Here is a 15946-nt window from a genome sequence, read left to right as displayed (position 1 = left end):
GGGATTGTTATTTATTTTTCTCCCTGTGAGGCTGATTCAAGGGACTGATGGCGGCTCTTGATCACAGAGGCCAGTGCGGCTATGCCGATGGCCAGGACGATGACTAATAGGGATACCCAGGTCGGTATCTCCGGCACGACCGTCAGGGGCTGTCCGCCATTGATAAAGGGCAGCGTGTTGCCGTGCAGTGCCTCCATGATCAGCTTGACTCCGATGAAGGCCAGAACGACAGCCAGTCCCAGGGGCAGATACTCCAGCTTGTCCAGCAGGGAACCCAGCAGGAAGTAGAGCTGCTGGAGTCCCAGCAGGGCGAATACGTTGGAGGTGAAGACGATGAAAGGATCCTTGGTCAGGCCGAAGATGGCCGGAATGGAGTCGAAGGCGAACATGACATCTGTAGTGCCGATGGCCAGGAAAACCACCAGCATGGGTGTGAAGTATCGCTTGCCCTCGAAGGTGGTCCGCAGATGCTCACCGTCGTAATGGCTGGTGATGGGGATGACCCGGCGCAGGGTACTGATCAGCCCGTTCTCGTGGTACTCCTCCTGCTTGCCCCGGCTGGAGACCATGTTCCAGGCGGTATAGAGCAGGAAGAGGCCGAATATGAAGAATACCCAGGTAAAGCGGGTGATCAACGCCGTCCCGGCCAGGATGAAGACGCCGCGCAGCAGCAGGGCGATGGTGATGCCGATGCTGAGCACATAGCGCTGAAGTCGCAAGGGCACAGCGAAGTTGCTCATGATGATGACGAAGACGAAGAGGTTATCGATGCTGAGCGAATATTCGGTCAGCCAACCCGAATAGAACTCGATGGCCGGCTTGGACCCGGCCACCTTCCAGATCAGCGCACCGAAGATCAGAGCCATGACCACGAAGAAGGCAATATGCCGCACGCATTCACCGGTCGAAGGCACATGTGGCCGCCGTCCGATCACCAGAAGATCGACCACGAAGAAGACGGCCAGCACAACCAGGCTCACAACCATGAACGGCAGAGGTGTCTCGGACATATCACCAGACTTTAGCGGCAAGATATGACGTGCTGATCGCTCCGCATGTATGTCTCATCATCCTCACAGAAGGCGTCCTGCAGGTCGGGCCTGTGATGCTCTTGCCTGACATCACAGGCCCGCAATATGGCCGAGGCGCACCACCGGCCAAGGGCTCCGACCCAAAAGCCAAACCTACTTCTTGGCCTCGGTCATCTGCCGCAGCTCCTTCTTCAGATCCTTGATTTCGTCGCGCAGACGGGCTGCAAGCTCGAACTGCAGCTGTTGCGCAGCCGTGTGCATCTGATCGCTCAGCTGACGGATCAGGTCGGCGAGGTCCTGTGCCGGCAGACCGGCCTGGAGGATCTCCTGGTGCCGCTTGTCGGCCTCCTCCTTGTCGTAGAGGGGCACGCCCAGGTGAGAGTTGCCGGCCTTGTTAGCGTTGCGATAGCCGCCCGCCAGCAGGGTCTGGGTGTCCACGTCCTCCTTGGCCAGCATGTCGTTGACGTCGCTGATCTTCTTGATCAGCGGCTTGGGATCCACACCGTGTGCCTTGTTGTAGGCGATCTGCTTGGCCCGGCGACGGTTGGTCTCGCTGATGGCCTTGTCCATGGAGTCGGTGACCTCGTCCGCGTACATGATGACCTTGCCGGACACGTTCCTTGCCGCACGGCCGATGGTCTGGATCAGGGAGCGGTAGGAACGCAGGAAGCCCTCCTTGTCCGCATCCAGAATGGCCACCAGGGAGACCTCAGGCAGATCCAGCCCCTCGCGCAGGAGGTTGATTCCCACGATGACGTCAATCTTGCCCTCGCGCAGCTCCCGCAGGAGCTCCACCCGCCGCAGGGTGTCCACGTCGGAGTGCAGGTACTCCACCTTGATGTCGCGCTCCAGCAGGTAGTCGGTCAGGTCCTCGGCCATCTTCTTGGTAAGCGTGGTCACCAGAACCCGCTCATGACGATCCACCCGGGTCTTGATCTCGTCCAGGAGGTCGTCCACCTGGCCCTTGACAGGTCTTACCTCCACCTCGGGATCCAGCAGTCCGGTGGGCCGGATGACCTGTTCCACCACCCCGTCGGACAGGCCCATCTCATAGTCGCCCGGCGTTGCCGACAGGTAGACGGTCTGGCCCACCTTGTCCAGAAACTCAGGCCACTTCAGCGGACGGTTGTCCATGGCCGAGGGCAGACGGAAGCCGTGCTCGACCAGGGTCCGCTTACGGCTGGCATCCCCCTCATACATGGCACCGATCTGGGGAACGGTCACATGGGACTCGTCGATGACCAGCAGGAAGTCGTCGGGGAAGAAGTCCAGCAGGGTGTGGGGCGGCGTCCCGGGTTCGCGCCCGTCGAAGTGGCGGGAATAGTTCTCCACTCCGGAACAGGTGCCGATCTGGGTCAGCATCTCCAGGTCGTAGGTGGTGCGCATGGTCAGCCTCTGGGCCTCGAGCTCCTTGCCCTGCTTGCGCAGCTGGCCCACACGCCAGTCCAGCTCCTCCTTGATGGTCTTCAGGGCGCGCTCCATCCGCTCAGGACCGGCCACGTAGTGGGATGCGGGGAAGATGTGCACAGAGGTCTCATGGGCGATCTCATCCCCGGTCAGCGGGTGCAGGGTGGAGATGCGGTCGATCTCATCGCCGAAGAATTCGATGCGGACGGCCAGCTCCTCATAGACGGGGATGATCTCGACCGTGTCGCCGCGCACGCGGAAGGTGCCACGGGTGAAGGCGATGTCGTTGCGCTTGTACTGCATGTCCACGAACTTGCGCAGCAGGTCGTCCCGGTTGATCCGGTCCCCCTCGTGCAGGAAGAGCATGCGTCCGGCATACTCCTCGGGCGTGCCCAGGCCGTAGATGCAGGAGACGGTGGCCACCACCACGCAGTCGCGCCTGGTCAGCAGATTGGCCGTGGCGGCGTGCCGGAGCCGCTCCACGTCGTCGTTGATGTTGGAGTCCTTCTCGATGTAGGTGTCCGTCTGGGGAATGTAGGCCTCGGGCTGGTAGTAGTCGTAGTAGGAGACGAAGTAGGAGACCGCATTGTCGGGCATGAGCTCGCGGAACTCGGCGCAGAGCTGGGCGGCCAGGGTCTTGTTGGGCTCCAGAATCAGAGTGGGCCGCTGCAGGCGCTCAATCAGCCAGGCCGTGGTCGCGGTCTTGCCGGTGCCGGTGGCGCCCATGAGCACCACGTCGTTCTCGCCATTCTCAATCCGCGTAGCCAGCTCCTCGATGGCCTCTGGCTGATCGCCGGAGGGTTTGTAGGGAGACTTGACTACGAAGGGCTTATCGGTCCGCTCAATGTTGAACCCCATGAAACTCCCTTCCAGGATGCGTCATTCGCCAAGGCCCGTCAGCCGCTGTGGGAGGAGCCCTGGGCCAAGGATTTCAGCTCTTCATATATCCTATCAACAGACTCGAACATTTGTTCGATAGGCTGGGACCCGTCCACCAATAGGTCGGCCTGAGCGCGCCGCGCACTGCTGTTGGTCTGTGATCCGATGCGCTCAACAGCCTGACTCTGAGTCATATGCCGCTGATTCACCATGCGCGCAATCCTCACCTGGCTGGGGGCTTCCACCAGCAGAACCCTGTCAAAGTGAAAAGGTATGGCTGAGCGCACCTCGGTCAGCAGGGGCACCTCATGAACCACCACCTCGGAACCCTCCAGCCAGGGCCGCTCGGCCTTGGCGGCCAGGTCATAGACCAGCGGATGGATGAGATCGTCCAGATCCTTGCGGTCCCGGTCGGCCGTCGGCCCTCCGAAGACCCGCGCAGCCAGGGCTGACCTGTCCACTCCCCCATGGCCGTCCCCGCAGTCTGCTCCGAACCGCCCGAGGACCGCCCCTACCCCAGGTCCGCCCGGAGCGATGACCTCGTGGGAGAGCCTGTCGTAGTCGATGATTTTGGCGCCGTTCCGAGCCAGCCGAGCCGCCACCGTGCTCTTGCCGGCCGCAATCCCGCCGGTCAATCCCACACGTATCATCCACACCTCCCGTATATACCTTATGGCGGCACATATAAATGGAGGGGCCCGACCGAGGCCGGACCCCTCCATTCACTGCCTAATGCTCACTTCTTTTCCTTGAGCAGCTGCTCGCGCAGGGCGGCCAACTGGTCGTCGGAGGCCAAAGTGCCCTCGGAGCTGGACTCCGAGCTGTAGTTGGTGGTCTCCTCGGAGCTCTGACGGTGGGAGTGAGAACCGGAGGCGGGCGCCTGGGAGGACCTGCTGTCCTCGGCGGCCGAAGCCTCGGCGTTCTCCAGCTCCTTGGCCACGAAGGCTTTATGCTGCTCCCAGAGGTCGTGGGCGGCCGCATACTGGGACTCCCACTCCTCCCGCTGCTTCTCGTAGCCGGCGATCCACTCATTGGTCTCGGGGTCGAAGCCCTCGGGGTACTTGTAGTTGCCGTCCTCGTCGTACTCGGCAGGCATGCCGTAGATGGCCGGATCGAAGTCCTCGGAGGTCGGGTCGACGGAGTCGTCGGCCTGCTTGAGGGACAGGGAGATACGGCGGCGATCCAGGTCGACGTCGATGACCTTGACGAAGATCTCCTCGCCCTGCTTGACCACGGTCTCGGGGTTCTCCACGTGACGGTTGGCCAGCTCGGAGATGTGGACCAGGCCCTCGATGCCGTCCTCGACGGAGACGAAGACGCCGAACTGCACAATTTTGGTGACCTTGCCCTTGACGATCTGTCCGGGCACGTGGGTCCGGGCGAAGCGCTGCCAAGGATCTTCCTGGGTGGCCTTGAGGGACAGCGAAATGCGCTCGCGGTCCATATCCACATCCAGCACCTCGACGGTGACCTTGTCGCCCACCTTGACGACCTCGCTGGGGTGATCGATGTGCTTCCAGGAGAGCTCGGAGACGTGGATCAGGCCGTCCACACCGCCCAGGTCGACGAAGGCGCCGAAGTTGACGATGGAGCTGACCGTGCCCTCGCGGATCTGGCCCTTCTTGAGCTGGGCCATGAAGGTCTCGCGCACCTCGGACTGGGTCTCCTCCAGGTACTGGCGGCGGGAGAGGACCACGTTGTTGCGGTTCTTGTCCAGCTCCAGGATCTTGGCCTTGATCTTCTGTCCGATGTAGGGAGACAGGTCGCGCACGCGGCGCATCTCGACCAGGGATGCGGGCAGGAAGCCACGCAGGCCGATGTCGACGATGAGTCCGCCCTTGACGGCCTCGATGACGGTGCCCTCGACGACACCGTCAGCCTCCTTGATCTTCTCGATGTCGCCCCAGGCACGCTCGTACTGGGCACGCTTCTTGGAAAGGATCAGACGGCCTTCCTTGTCCTCCTTGGTGACGACCAGAGCCTCGATGGTGTCACCGACCTGGACTACGTCGTCGGGATCGACATCCTTCTTGATGGAAAGCTCGCGGGAGGGAATCACACCCTCGGTCTTGTAGCCGATGTCCAGCAGAACCTCGTCATGGTCGATCTTAACGACCGTCCCCTCGACCAGATCCCCATCGTCGAAGTTCTTGATGGTGGAATCGACTGCCTTGATGAAGTCTTCCTCGGATCCGATGTCATTGACCGCGACCTGGGGGACTTCCTTCTTGTTCTCTGCCATTAATTAAATTGTTTCTTGTATAGTTGGTGGATATTTTTACCGTATTGAGTTATGTGTTCCCGCCGGCAGGCGCGAACATTCCCTATGATAGGAGACACCACGGTCATTGTCGCCAGGGAGCCTCGGGCGTGTCGCAGGCAGGAATCTTTGCGGCTCGCTCAGCGGATTCGACCACATTGACCAGGAGCATGGCACGGGTCATGGGTCCCACACCGCCGGGGTTGGGCGTATAGGCGGATGCAGACAGCCTGGCGGCCGGATCTATGTCGCCCTTGATCCTCCAGCTCCCCTCCTGCTGATCCCAGATCCGGGAGACGCCTACATCCACCAGGACGGCACCCTGGCGAACCTGATCCTGACCTACCAACCCTGCTCGGCCCACGGCTGCGATGATTACGTCGGCCCTGCGCAGATGGGCATCAACATTCCTGGTGCGGGTATGGCAAAGCGTCACGGTGGCATCCACCCCGCGGTTGGTCAGGAGCAGACCGATGGTGCGGCCCACGGTCAGTCCTCGGCCCAGCACGCAGACATCCTTGCCGGCCAGGTCAATCCCGTAATGGTCCAGCAGGTACAGAATCCCCCGCGGTGTGCAGGGCAGGGGGGTCCGCACCCGGCCGTCGGCATGCAGAACCAGCTGGCCCAGGTTGTAAGGATGCATGCCGTCGGCGTCCTTGGCCGGATCGATGCGCTCGATGATCTCAGTGGGATCCACGCCATCCGGCAGGGGCAGCTGGACGATGTAGCCGGTGCAGTCAGGATCCCGGTTGAGCTGATCCACCGCAGCCAGAATCCGCTCCTTGCCGGCATCGGCAGGCAGATCCACTCGGATGGACCGAATGCCAACCTGACGGCAGTCCCGGTGCTTGCCCTCTACATATTTGAGCGAACCAGGGTCATCCCCCACCAGAATGGTCCCCAGGCCAGGGGTGCGCCCCATGGCCGTCAGCCTGGCCACGCGAGCGCGCAGGTCCTCCTTGAGTTCCGCAGCCGCCGCTTTTCCGTCCAGTTTCACCGCAGTCAATACATCTCCATCATCCAAGCGGGCGCAAACCCTTGCCGAAGTCGTCTGAGCCAGCCTAGCGCAGATTCCTCCACCAATGGAACCGCCGTCCAAGGGCCGGTCCGGGAGGACCCGACGGATGAGGTTGCGCGCTGTCCCATCCCCAGCGATAATGAGAATCATGCTCAATAAGAGCAGGATCACTACTTTGAATCCCTGCTGGAAAGGACGCCATGGATACGGACACGGATAGGACATCCACGCAGGCCTGCATCGTCTTCGACCATGCCGCCATCCGCAGATCCGGGCGACTGATCTGGTCGGAGGGAACCTTCACCATCCCCTCGGGAACCGTGACCGCCATCGTAGGCACCAACGGCACTGGCAAGACCAGCATGATGCAGGCCGAACTGGGCCTGCTCCCCTTGGATGCCGGCAGCCTGCAGGTCCTGGGACAGCCGGCCGGCCAGGCCAACGACCGCATCGGCTACGTACCACAGAGCTACACCTCGGACATCGACTCCAACCTGACGGCTGAGCAGTCCGTCCTGCTGGGGCTGACCGGCACCCGCTTCGGCATCCACCCCGTCACCCGGCAGGACCGCGAGCGCGCCAAAAAAGCCATGCGCTTCGTCGGCGTGGAGGACAGGGCCCATCTGCGCCTCTCCCAGCTCTCCGGCGGCCTGCGCCAACGGGTGGCCATCGCCCAGGCCCTGGTCTGCGATCCCGATCTGCTCATGCTGGACGAGCCCCTGGCCAATCTGGACCTGGCCGGGCAACGCGCCACCGTCCACTTGCTGGCACAGCTCAACAGCCGACTGGGGATGACCATCCAGGTGGTGGCCCATGACCTGAACATGTTGCTGCCGGTGCTGACCGGGGCGGTCTACCTGCTGGACGGGCACCCCCACTACGCCCGCATGGACGACATGCTGGACTCCGACCTGCTCACCCACCTCTACGGCACCAAGGTGGAGGTGGTCACCACACCCCAGGGGGACATGTTCGTGGCCCCCGACATGGACGAGCCGATCGGCCCCGTCCACAATCGCTATCAACCCAGCCAGGTGGCCCGCCTGCACGGGACGGACCGGGAAAGGACCTCATGACCACACCAGTCTTCGACCCCCATTGGATGGAGATCCTCGCCGCCCCCTTCATGCGCAACGCCATGGTTGCTGGATTGTGCATCGCCGTGGCCGCCGGAGCCATGGGCTACTTCACCATCGCCAGGCACTCCACCTTCGCCGCCCATGCCCTGGCCCACATCGGCCTGCCCGGGGCCACGGGCGCCGTCCTGCTGGGGCTGCCGGTATCTGCAGGCATGGGCCTGTTCGCCCTGGGCGGGGCGCTGGTCATCGGAGCCCTGGGCAAGCGGGCATCCCAGCGGGAGATCGCCACGGGCACGGTCCTGGCCTTCGCCACCGGTCTGGGACTCTTCTTCGCCAGGATGTCCAGCTCGGCCTCCCAGCAGATGCAGGCCATCCTCTTCGGATCGATCCTGACCATCACCCGAGGGCAGGTCATCGGCTTCCTGATCTTCGATGCGATCCTGCTGATCCTGCTGGCCCTGATCTACCGGCCCCTGCTCTTCAGCTCCCTGGACGAGCAGGTGGCCCAGGCCCGCGGCGTGCCCATCGGGCTGATGAACCTGACCTTCATGGCCATCATGGCGGGGGTCATCACCATCGCCGTCCCTGCAGTGGGGACCCTGCTCATCTTCGCCCTGGTCGTCACCCCGGCGGCCACGGCCAACATCCTGGTGGCCTCTCCCCTGCGGGCCATGCTCCTGTCAGGATTGATCTGTCTGGTTTCCATCTGGGGAGGCCTGGTGATTTCGGCCATGGTGCCAGCCCCGCCAAGCTTCATCATCGTGACCCTGTCCACCCTCTTCTGGGCTCTGGCCAAGGGATGGGCGGCTCTGCGCGCCTGATGCCGGTCAGTCCACCAGGGCGGTGGCCATGACGGCGATGCCCTCATCGTGACCGGTGAAGCCCATGCCATCAGTGGTCGTGGCGGTCATCCGAACCGGCGCTCCGACGGCCTGGCTCATGGCCTGCTGGGCCAGGTGACGACGGGAGGAAATTCTGGGGCGCTGGCCCACAATGACCAGGGAGGCGTTGAGCAATCTGCGACCGTGCTCATGCAGGCGGTCCATGGTCTTCTCCAGCATGGCCGCACCGTGCATGCCCGCTCCGGGAGCCTGTGATCCCAGGCCGAACAGGGTGCCTATGTCGCCCAGGTCGGCGGCTGACAGAATAGCGTCTATCAGGGCGTGAGCGGCTGCATCGCCGTCAGAATCGCCCAGCAGGCCGGGGGTTCCGTCATTCCAGGACAGGCAGGCAAGCCAGAGGGGACGCCCACCAGTTGGGTCGAAGCGATGGGCATCAAAACCCAGTCCGACGCTTGGATCCCCCATGACCGGTCCCAGCCTCAGCGCTTGGCCTTGCCCTTGCCCTTGGCCTTGGCGGCCTCCTGGGCCACACGCGCCAGGGTCTTGGAAGCCGGCTCCTTGGGGGACTTGGTATGGTGCTTGTCATCGCCGGGCATGGGCTCCGCATAGCCCAGGTTGACGTCCAGCAGACGCTGGGCCTCGTCCTCGTCCAGCTTCTCGGACAGGGCAATCTCGGATGTCAGGATCTTGCGGGCCTTGATCAGCATCCGCTTCTCGCCCGCCGACAGCCCGTGCTCGTCCACATCGCGCTGGGAGAGGTCGCGCACCACCTCGGCTATTTTGTTGACCTCGCCGGTGGCGATCTTCTCCACGTTCAGCTTGTAGCGACGGGACCAGTTCATCTCCTTCTCCTCGACCACCGGGGTGCGCAGGATTTCGAAGACCTTGGCCACCGCCTTGGCGTCGACGATGTCCCTGACGCCCACCTTGGCCGCGTTCTCGACGGGGACGTTGATGACCAGCCCGTCAGAGGAGAGCACAGACAGCTGCAGGTACTTGCGGGTGACGCCCTTGACGGTCCGTTCGGTGATGGCATCCACCCTGGCGGCCCCATGACGCGGATAGACGACCATGTCACCGACCTTGTAACCCATATGTCCTCCAGAACGAGTCGATAAAATACCATACAATAATGTCATTGCGCATGGACTTGCCGACGGGGCTCGGAGGTGACGCGATTCTCTGCGAGCACACTTCCCCTGGAGGCTCTGAAGACTATTCTGGAAGAAACGACGGTGGTGGAACAAATGCCGGCAAGGCTCCACCCCGCATGACGAGCATCGTTTTGCGGATCAGTGATCGAAGACAGAGGTAGGCATGATCAAAAACACAAGCCGCTACACTACACCCAGCACCATCCTGGTGGTTGAGGACGAACCCACCTTGGCCACCGCCATCGCCCAGCGCATCACCGCCGAAGGGTGGACGGCACGGGTGGCCTCGGACGGTGCCAGCGCCGTGCAGGCCGCATCCCAGATCAAACCCGACCTGGTCATCATGGACATCATGCTGCCCGTCATGGATGGGCTGGAGGCCACCAAGCGAATCGTGGCCGAGCGGCCGGTGCCGGTGCTGATTCTGACCGCCCGGGATGACGAGGCCGACAAGGTGACCGGTCTGGGTGCCGGGGCCGACGACTACATGACCAAGCCCTTCTCCATGCGCGAGCTGATTGCCCGCTGCAAGGCCCTTCTGCGCAGGGTGGAGCGGGCCAAGGTCATTGCCAAGAACTCCGAGAACGAGAAGGTGCTGGACTTCGGATCCCTGGTCATCGATCCGGCCCAGCGCATCGTGACCCTGCGTGGGGAGCAGATTCACCTGACCCCCACCGAATTCGACCTGCTGGCCACACTGGCCCGCCGACCCAAGTCCGTGCTCACCCGCGAGAAGCTGCTGGAGGAGGTCTGGGACTGGGTGGATGCCTCGGGCACCAGGACGGTGGACTCCCACGTCAAGGCCCTGCGCCACAAGCTGGGCTCGCAGATGATCCGCACCGTGCATGGAGTGGGATACGCCTTCGAGCCGCCCGAAGATCAGGAACAGGGCCAGGACCAGCGGTAGCGGCTGCGGATGCACGCCATGAGCAAGGACGGCGGAAGCAGGCGCAAAAGGCCCAGTCTGAGTGCGCGCGTGGACCGCGAACGGCCCATCGGATCCTTCGCCTCATTGAAGGTGGAGCTGAGCGTCCTGATCATCATCTCCACAGCCATCGCCTTCGTGATGGCCTGGTTCCTGCTGAAGATGGGCTGGAGCGGCTGGATCGCCATGCCGCTGACCCTGGCGGTGGCCCTGGGAATCACCTACTTCTTCTCCCGGGGACTCACCGCTCCCCTGCGGCAGATGCGGGATGCGGCCGAGGCCATGGCCGATGGGGACTACACGGTCCGGGTCCACGCCACCACGACCAGCCATGACGAGGTAGGGCTTCTTGCCCAGTCCTTCAACGAGATGGCCGAGGAACTCCAGCACGCCGACCAGATGCGACGGGACATGGTGGCCAATGTCAGCCACGAGCTGCGTACCCCCGTCTCGGCCCTGCAGGCCATGGTGGAGAACATGGCTGACGGGGTGACCGAGCCCACACCAGCCAACCTGGAGGGAATTCTGGAGCAGACCCACCGCCTGTCCGACCTGATTGCCTTCCTGCTGGATCTGTCGAGGATGGAGGCCGGGGCCGCCAGCCTACAGATCGAGGACTTCGACTTCGGGGACTTCATCGACGAGACCCTGCAGCCCCTGGTCATAGCCGATGCCGGGCACGCCCACGACATCCAGGTGGATCTGGAGAAGGGCCTGAGAATGGAGGGCGACCAGGACCGGCTGCGCCAGCTCTTCACCAACGTCATCAGCAACGCCCTGAAACACTCTGCCGACGGCACCACGGTGCTGATCCAGGCCCACGAGGACCGGCAGCGGGAGACCATAGTCACCAACGTGGTCAACTTCGGCTCGCAGATACCCCCCGAGGCCCGCACCGACATCTTCCGACGCTTCGTCAAGGGCAAGGCCGGGCCGGGCACGGAGTCGGGCGGCACCGGGCTGGGGCTGTCCATCGCCCGCTGGGCGGCCCAGCTGCATGGAGGCCAGGTACAGGTGGTGGACGATCCGCGTGGAGCGGACTTCGAGATCACCCTGCCCAGATATCACCGCGATCCAGACGAGGACGAGGGGAACGGGGACCTCACCGAGGGGTCCGACGCGCCGCATTGACGAGGAGGCACACCTCGACTCATAATGAAATCGAACATTTGTTCGAATGTCATCGAGTTCGAGGTGTGCCATGGTCGCTACCATCCATGGGTCGCCGGAGGCGGCCCCTGCTTCCTCCCTGCCGGAGTGCCGGGTCGATGCCCTGAGCCTCTTCCGAGGGCACCCCAGTCCCGTCCCCCAGGCCCTGGAGGCCGTCCATGCCGGCTTCCCCTCAGTGGCCCAGGACTACTTCAGCGGCGACTTCAGCTTCGACCAGAACGTCATTGTCCATCCCGACGCCACCTTCATCATCCACGTGGCCGGCGATTCCATGACCGGCGCCGGCATCTTCGACGGGGACCTGCTGGTGGTCGACCGGTCCCTGGAACCGCGCGAGGGGGACATTGTCATCGCCATCCTGGACGACGAGCTGCTGGTCAAGCGGCTGGCCAGGCATAATGGACGGACCATGCTGCGGGCCGAAAACCCCGCCTACCCCGACTTCATGCCCCAGGAGGGCGAGGAACTGGTCATCTGGGGGGTGGTCATCGGCAACTACCACTGGCAGCGGGTTGATGCCAAGGGTGAACCGCGAAGCGGTTCTCCCCTGCCTCAGGTCACCTATCCCGGCCACACCCTGCACGGACGCAGGCGTACAGGGAGCCAGGACCGGAAACCCGCTTACCCTTCCACGGGGTGGGGGTCGGCATGAGCGCGCAGAGACCGGTTGATCCTGCAGCCGGAACCGCTCTGACAGGCCGGGTGGTCCTGGCTGACGCCAACTCTTTCTTTGCCTCCTGCGAGGCCGTCTTCGACCCCTCCCTGGCTGACCGCCCGGTGGTCGTGCTGTCCAACAACGACGGCTGTGTGGTGGCCCGCAACCGCCCGGCCAAGGCCCTGGGCATCACCAACGGCACACCCTGGTTCACCATTCGTGAACGGGCCCTGCAGGACGGGGTGGTGGCCCGCAGCTCCAACTATGAGCTCTACGCCAGCCTCTCCCGACGCATGATGGCCATCATGGCCCATTTCCTGCCCAACCAGGAGGTCTACTCCATCGACGAGTGCTTCATGGACAGCATCTGGAACGACAAGCGCACTGTCGAGATCTGCCGGGAACTACGCGCCGCGGTCCTGCGGTCCACCGGCATTCCCGTCAGCGTGGGGGTGGCGCCTACCAAGACCCTGGCCAAGGTGGCCAACCACTGGGCCAAGGACCATCCCTCGACCGAGGGGATCACCCTTTGGAGCCAGGTGGAGGCCCAGTATGGCGACCAGGCTCTGGCGTCAGTGCCCGTCGACCAGGTCTGGGGGGTGGGCCGACGACTGACCGGCAGACTCATGGGCATGGGCATCACCACCGCCCTGGACCTGCGCGATGCCGATCCCTCCCTGATTCGGCACCGATTCTCCGTCATGCTGCAGCGCACCGTTCTGGAATTGAGGGGACGGCCCTGCATCGAGCCCGAGGGAGATGCCGCCAGGGGCGTGCGCACCAATCAGATTCTGTGCTCGCGCATGTTCTCCCACCCCATCGAGGGCTACCCCACTCTGGCCCAGGCGTTGAGCATATACGCCCAGAAGGCCTGCCGCCGTCTACGTCGGCAGCATGGCCTGTGCGGAAAAGTGCAGGTCTTCTGTTCCACCAGCCCCTATGCGCCCCAGCAGTTCTGCGCAGCCAGCCGGACCGTCCTCCTGGAGGATCCCAGCGACGATCCGCTGGTCATCGCCGGCGCAGCCAGCCGGGCGCTCAAGGGCCGGGTGGATCCGCACGCCCGCTGGATCCGGGCCGGGGTGGTTCTGCTGGACCTGACCGATGCCGACCACTTCCACACCCTGGAAGGCCTGGACGCAGCCCGGGACACCCATGGCCTGGGGGACGTCCTGGAGGACGCCACCCGTCGTTTCGGCCCCTTCCGTGTGGGCGTAGGCTACGGAGGCATCCGTGGCAAGGGCCGGGGCGATGAGGACACAGGGGCCGATTGGGCCATGAACCGGGGCATGCTCTCCCCTCGGGCCACCACCCGTTGGGACGAGATGGCCGTGGCCCAGGCCCGTTAGAGATCCTCCTGGCCTGGAGGAACGGCCGCCAGAGCCAAGGCAGCCAGCGGTAGGGCGCCTACAGCCTCCAGAGCACGAGCGCACTGGCGGATGGTGGATCCCGTGGTGATGATGTCGTCCACCACCAGGACGGGATGGCCGGCCAGCCTTGAGGGAACCGCAACCGCGATCCGGCCTGCCAACCGACGAGAACGGTCCCGGCGACCGCCCGCCTGGACGGACTTGGTTCTTACGGAGTCCATGGTCAGAGCCGATTCCACCCGGGCATCCAGACCATGCCACTTCAATGCCTGGACCAGGGACAGAAGGATCGGCTTCAGATGAACCCTCCCCCGCTTTCGCAGGGAGGCGGCCGAGGAGGGGGCGGGAACCACCAGAATCGCTTTCGCAGGCTTGGACCGGAGCAGAGGATCGATCAGCCTGGACAAGGCCGGAGCCAGATCGGCCATGACCTGGCCCAGGGGTGCGTCCAAGGGCCGGTTGTCATGGTCCTTCCAGGCCAGAATGATCCGCCGGACAGGTCCGCGATATGGAGCGCAGGCCAGGGCCAGGCCTACGGCATAGGCGGGCGCAGGTACCGTCAGGGGTCGGAAGAGCAGGGATCTGCAACTGGGGCAGAGCAAGAAATCAGGACGTTCACAGCCGGCGCAGGCTCGAGGAGCCAGCAGGTCCAGGGCCGAACTGGCCAAGACTGATGCGACGGCACAGGCGGCCCGTCGGAGCCGGCAGGATACCAATGGAAGATTGCGCATACCGCCCAGCCAACCCTCAACCATAGAGGACAGGCAAGCAGGAAAGGGCCATGTGCATGAACAGGCCGTCTGTTCGCAGATTCAGGCCAGGTCAGCCTCCATAGCACGGATCAGGTCCAATGCATCGGCCGGATTGTGCACACGCAGAGCCATGGCCCCGGCAAGCGCCGCTGGATAATCGTTGCCATCCGGATCCATCCTGTCACCCACGAAGGCGATCTGGCCGACATCCACGCCCAGTATCTTGGCCAGGGAGGTCATGGCGTAGGCCTTGTCGATGCCCTTGGCTGAGATGTCCACGCTGGTGGAGCCGCCGGACCGCACCTGCAGGTGGGGCAGGTCGGCGGCCACGGCCCTGGCCAGGGCGTCCTTGCGGCTGTTGTCCGGATCCCAGGCCTCCTTGGCGTCGACAGGAGCCTGCTGACCCAGGGCGGAGAAGGTTATCTGGCTGCCGCGATCCTCGATGCGAGGACCCCAGACCTGCTCCTCCCAGTCGCCCAGCTGCTTGGCCCTGCACTCCAGGCTGGCCTCGGCGGCCTGCCGGTCCTGGGCGCTCAGGTCGTGGGCGTAGACGCATTCCCAGCTTCCGTCCTGCCAGCGGTAGTAACGGGTGCCACTGGTGGGCATCAGATGCAGCTGGTCGAAACGGGTGTCGTCGGGCAGGGCATCCAGCACCTGGTCGCGGAACTGGCTGAACCGTCCGCCCGAGACGATGGCCACGGGTCGAAGCCGGGTCAGGGCGGCGAAATGGACAGCCATGGTCTGGTCCATACGGGTCTTGGACAGCGCCAGGGTATTGTCCAGATCGAAGGCCAGCACCCGTGCACCTGCGCAGATGGACCTTATGTCTTGGCCGCCCCACCAGGCCACGTTCACCGCACCGTCCTCCGTCATGATTGCTCCCATCCGCTTGTCGATCATCGCTCCATGCTACAAGACACCCTGAATCGACAATGCCTTCGAGATGGGGGCTATGGTGAGTGTCATGATCAACGATCAGCCGCCTTGGGCCCGCACTGTTTATCGGGACAGCCATGGACGGGGGATTCGTCGGCCCACCTTCGGCACCCGTCTGCCCCGCTATCGCACCAGGTGCGGGATCTTCGACGATCTGACCGCGGCACAGATCCGGCGGCTGGGCGCGGGCTGGCCCCAGCTGGTCAAGCCCGTCCAATTCGCCGTCGAGGATGTGCCGCCCTCCGATCCAACCCCCTGGGAGGACCGGTCGGACCTCTTCTCACGTAGTTTCCCGGCGAGCCGTGGCATCCCCGCCAGAATCGTCCTCTACCGGCTGCCCATCCAGAGCAAGACCCGAGACCGCACGGAGCTGGAGCTGATCATCCGCGACGAGCTGGTCCTGCAACTGGCAGACCTTTACGGGCGCGACCCCGAGGAGATCGACCCCATGTGGGGACGCTGAGGGCCGAA

Annotated in this window: 16 protein-coding genes; 7 read left to right on the top strand and 9 right to left on the bottom strand. The window is 63.9% G+C overall.

Features of this window, described 5'->3' with window-relative positions:
- Positions 1 to 11 precede the first annotated feature (11 nt).
- From H3T89_RS01615 to H3T89_RS01595, 5 genes are all read right to left on the bottom strand, one after another.
- Positions 12 to 1010, bottom strand: a complete 999-nt coding sequence (locus H3T89_RS01615) for a TerC family protein (protein ID WP_198216032.1) — start codon at positions 1008 to 1010, stop codon at positions 12 to 14.
- 174 nt (positions 1011 to 1184) lie between these two features.
- Complete coding sequence (uvrB, locus tag H3T89_RS01610; RefSeq protein WP_015021957.1) at positions 1185 to 3296, bottom strand: excinuclease ABC subunit UvrB; 2112 nt, start codon at positions 3294 to 3296, stop codon at positions 1185 to 1187.
- A gap of 38 nt (positions 3297 to 3334) precedes the next feature.
- The gene (gene coaE, locus H3T89_RS01605) at positions 3335 to 3967 is read right to left on the bottom strand and encodes a dephospho-CoA kinase (protein WP_015021958.1); all 633 of its coding nucleotides are present in this window, start codon (positions 3965 to 3967) and stop codon (positions 3335 to 3337) included.
- Positions 3968 to 4053: 86 nt separating this feature from the next.
- Positions 4054 to 5559: a 30S ribosomal protein S1 gene (rpsA, locus tag H3T89_RS01600; protein ID WP_015021959.1), complete on the bottom strand. Its 1506-nt coding sequence runs from the start codon at positions 5557 to 5559 to the stop codon at positions 4054 to 4056.
- Between the two features lie 103 nt (positions 5560 to 5662).
- Positions 5663 to 6583: a bifunctional methylenetetrahydrofolate dehydrogenase/methenyltetrahydrofolate cyclohydrolase gene (locus tag H3T89_RS01595; protein WP_198216031.1), complete on the bottom strand. Its 921-nt coding sequence runs from the start codon at positions 6581 to 6583 to the stop codon at positions 5663 to 5665.
- 212 nt (positions 6584 to 6795) lie between these two features.
- Between H3T89_RS01595 and H3T89_RS01590 the strand changes: the two genes are divergently transcribed.
- Entirely contained in the window at positions 6796 to 7671 is an 876-nt protein-coding gene (locus H3T89_RS01590; protein ID WP_015021961.1) for an ABC transporter ATP-binding protein, read from the top strand.
- A complete protein-coding gene (locus H3T89_RS01585; RefSeq protein WP_015021962.1) occupies positions 7668 to 8495 on the top strand; it encodes a metal ABC transporter permease in 828 nt (275 codons plus the stop codon). The genes H3T89_RS01590 and H3T89_RS01585 overlap by 4 nt, the downstream gene beginning before the upstream one ends.
- Positions 8496 to 8501: 6 nt before the next feature.
- Here H3T89_RS01585 and H3T89_RS01580 read toward each other — a convergent pair whose 3' ends face one another.
- Both H3T89_RS01580 and H3T89_RS01575 read right to left on the bottom strand, forming a co-directional pair.
- The gene (locus tag H3T89_RS01580) at positions 8502 to 8981 is read right to left on the bottom strand and encodes a 2-C-methyl-D-erythritol 2,4-cyclodiphosphate synthase (RefSeq protein ID WP_015021963.1); all 480 of its coding nucleotides are present in this window, start codon (positions 8979 to 8981) and stop codon (positions 8502 to 8504) included.
- Between the two features lie 14 nt (positions 8982 to 8995).
- The gene (locus H3T89_RS01575; RefSeq protein ID WP_015021964.1) at positions 8996 to 9610 is read right to left on the bottom strand and encodes a CarD family transcriptional regulator; all 615 of its coding nucleotides are present in this window, start codon (positions 9608 to 9610) and stop codon (positions 8996 to 8998) included.
- Between the two features lie 223 nt (positions 9611 to 9833).
- On the opposite strand from H3T89_RS01575, the gene H3T89_RS01570 reads away from it, so the two are divergent.
- The 4 genes from H3T89_RS01570 (at position 9834) to H3T89_RS01555 (ending at position 13766) form a co-directional block, all read left to right on the top strand.
- Positions 9834 to 10577 carry a response regulator transcription factor gene (locus H3T89_RS01570; protein ID WP_015021965.1) on the top strand — a complete coding sequence of 248 codons (744 nt, stop codon included), beginning with the start codon at positions 9834 to 9836 and terminating at the stop codon, positions 10575 to 10577.
- 18 nt (positions 10578 to 10595) lie between these two features.
- Entirely contained in the window at positions 10596 to 11726 is a 1131-nt protein-coding gene (locus tag H3T89_RS01565) for a sensor histidine kinase (protein WP_198216030.1), read from the top strand.
- A 70-nt stretch (positions 11727 to 11796) separates the two neighbouring features.
- Positions 11797 to 12417, top strand: a complete 621-nt coding sequence (locus H3T89_RS01560) for a LexA family protein (protein ID WP_198216029.1) — start codon at positions 11797 to 11799, stop codon at positions 12415 to 12417.
- A complete protein-coding gene (locus tag H3T89_RS01555) occupies positions 12414 to 13766 on the top strand; it encodes a Y-family DNA polymerase (RefSeq protein WP_198216028.1) in 1353 nt (450 codons plus the stop codon). The genes H3T89_RS01560 and H3T89_RS01555 overlap by 4 nt, the downstream gene beginning before the upstream one ends.
- Here the strand turns inward: H3T89_RS01555 and H3T89_RS01550 are convergent.
- Both H3T89_RS01550 and H3T89_RS01545 read right to left on the bottom strand, forming a co-directional pair.
- Positions 13763 to 14518, bottom strand: coding sequence for a ComF family protein (locus H3T89_RS01550; protein WP_198216027.1), 756 nt, complete (start codon positions 14516 to 14518; stop codon positions 13763 to 13765). The two genes, H3T89_RS01555 and H3T89_RS01550, sit on opposite strands and share 4 nt — an antisense overlap.
- Positions 14519 to 14599: 81 nt before the next feature.
- A complete protein-coding gene (locus H3T89_RS01545; RefSeq protein ID WP_198216185.1) occupies positions 14600 to 15412 on the bottom strand; it encodes an HAD-IIB family hydrolase in 813 nt (270 codons plus the stop codon).
- Between the two features lie 91 nt (positions 15413 to 15503).
- Here H3T89_RS01545 and H3T89_RS01540 point away from each other — a divergent pair, with 91 nt between their 5' ends.
- Positions 15504 to 15938 carry a metallopeptidase family protein gene (locus tag H3T89_RS01540; protein ID WP_033511504.1) on the top strand — a complete coding sequence of 145 codons (435 nt, stop codon included), beginning with the start codon at positions 15504 to 15506 and terminating at the stop codon, positions 15936 to 15938.
- Positions 15939 to 15946 lie beyond the last annotated feature (8 nt).

Source organism: Bifidobacterium sp. W8114 (assembly GCF_016101165.1).
Lineage (GTDB): Bacteria > Actinomycetota > Actinomycetes > Actinomycetales > Bifidobacteriaceae > Bombiscardovia > Bombiscardovia asteroides.
Note: the sequence above shows the minus strand (reverse complement) of the source record. Positions and strands in the feature narration are given on the sequence as shown.

Bases quoted from the DNA above. Each gene is read 5' to 3' on its own strand.
- H3T89_RS01560 (WP_198216029.1), top strand. From the start codon at position 11,797: ATGGTCGCTACCATCCATGGGTCGCCGGAGGCGGCCCCTGCTTCCTCC.
- H3T89_RS01545 (WP_198216185.1), bottom strand. From the start codon at position 15,412: ATGACGGAGGACGGTGCGGTGAACGTGGCCTGGTGGGGCGGCCAAGAC.
- H3T89_RS01550 (WP_198216027.1), bottom strand. From the start codon at position 14,518: ATGCGCAATCTTCCATTGGTATCCTGCCGGCTCCGACGGGCCGCCTGT.
- H3T89_RS01540 (WP_033511504.1), top strand. From the start codon at position 15,504: ATGATCAACGATCAGCCGCCTTGGGCCCGCACTGTTTATCGGGACAGC.
- H3T89_RS01580 (WP_015021963.1), bottom strand. From the start codon at position 8,981: ATGGGGGATCCAAGCGTCGGACTGGGTTTTGATGCCCATCGCTTCGAC.
- H3T89_RS01585 (WP_015021962.1), top strand. From the start codon at position 7,668: ATGACCACACCAGTCTTCGACCCCCATTGGATGGAGATCCTCGCCGCC.
- H3T89_RS01615 (WP_198216032.1), bottom strand. From the start codon at position 1,010: ATGTCCGAGACACCTCTGCCGTTCATGGTTGTGAGCCTGGTTGTGCTG.
- H3T89_RS01570 (WP_015021965.1), top strand. From the start codon at position 9,834: ATGATCAAAAACACAAGCCGCTACACTACACCCAGCACCATCCTGGTG.
- H3T89_RS01555 (WP_198216028.1), top strand. From the start codon at position 12,414: ATGAGCGCGCAGAGACCGGTTGATCCTGCAGCCGGAACCGCTCTGACA.
- uvrB (WP_015021957.1), bottom strand. From the start codon at position 3,296: ATGGGGTTCAACATTGAGCGGACCGATAAGCCCTTCGTAGTCAAGTCT.
- H3T89_RS01590 (WP_015021961.1), top strand. From the start codon at position 6,796: ATGGATACGGACACGGATAGGACATCCACGCAGGCCTGCATCGTCTTC.
- H3T89_RS01575 (WP_015021964.1), bottom strand. From the start codon at position 9,610: ATGGGTTACAAGGTCGGTGACATGGTCGTCTATCCGCGTCATGGGGCC.
- coaE (WP_015021958.1), bottom strand. From the start codon at position 3,967: ATGATACGTGTGGGATTGACCGGCGGGATTGCGGCCGGCAAGAGCACG.
- rpsA (WP_015021959.1), bottom strand. From the start codon at position 5,559: ATGGCAGAGAACAAGAAGGAAGTCCCCCAGGTCGCGGTCAATGACATC.
- H3T89_RS01565 (WP_198216030.1), top strand. From the start codon at position 10,596: ATGAGCAAGGACGGCGGAAGCAGGCGCAAAAGGCCCAGTCTGAGTGCG.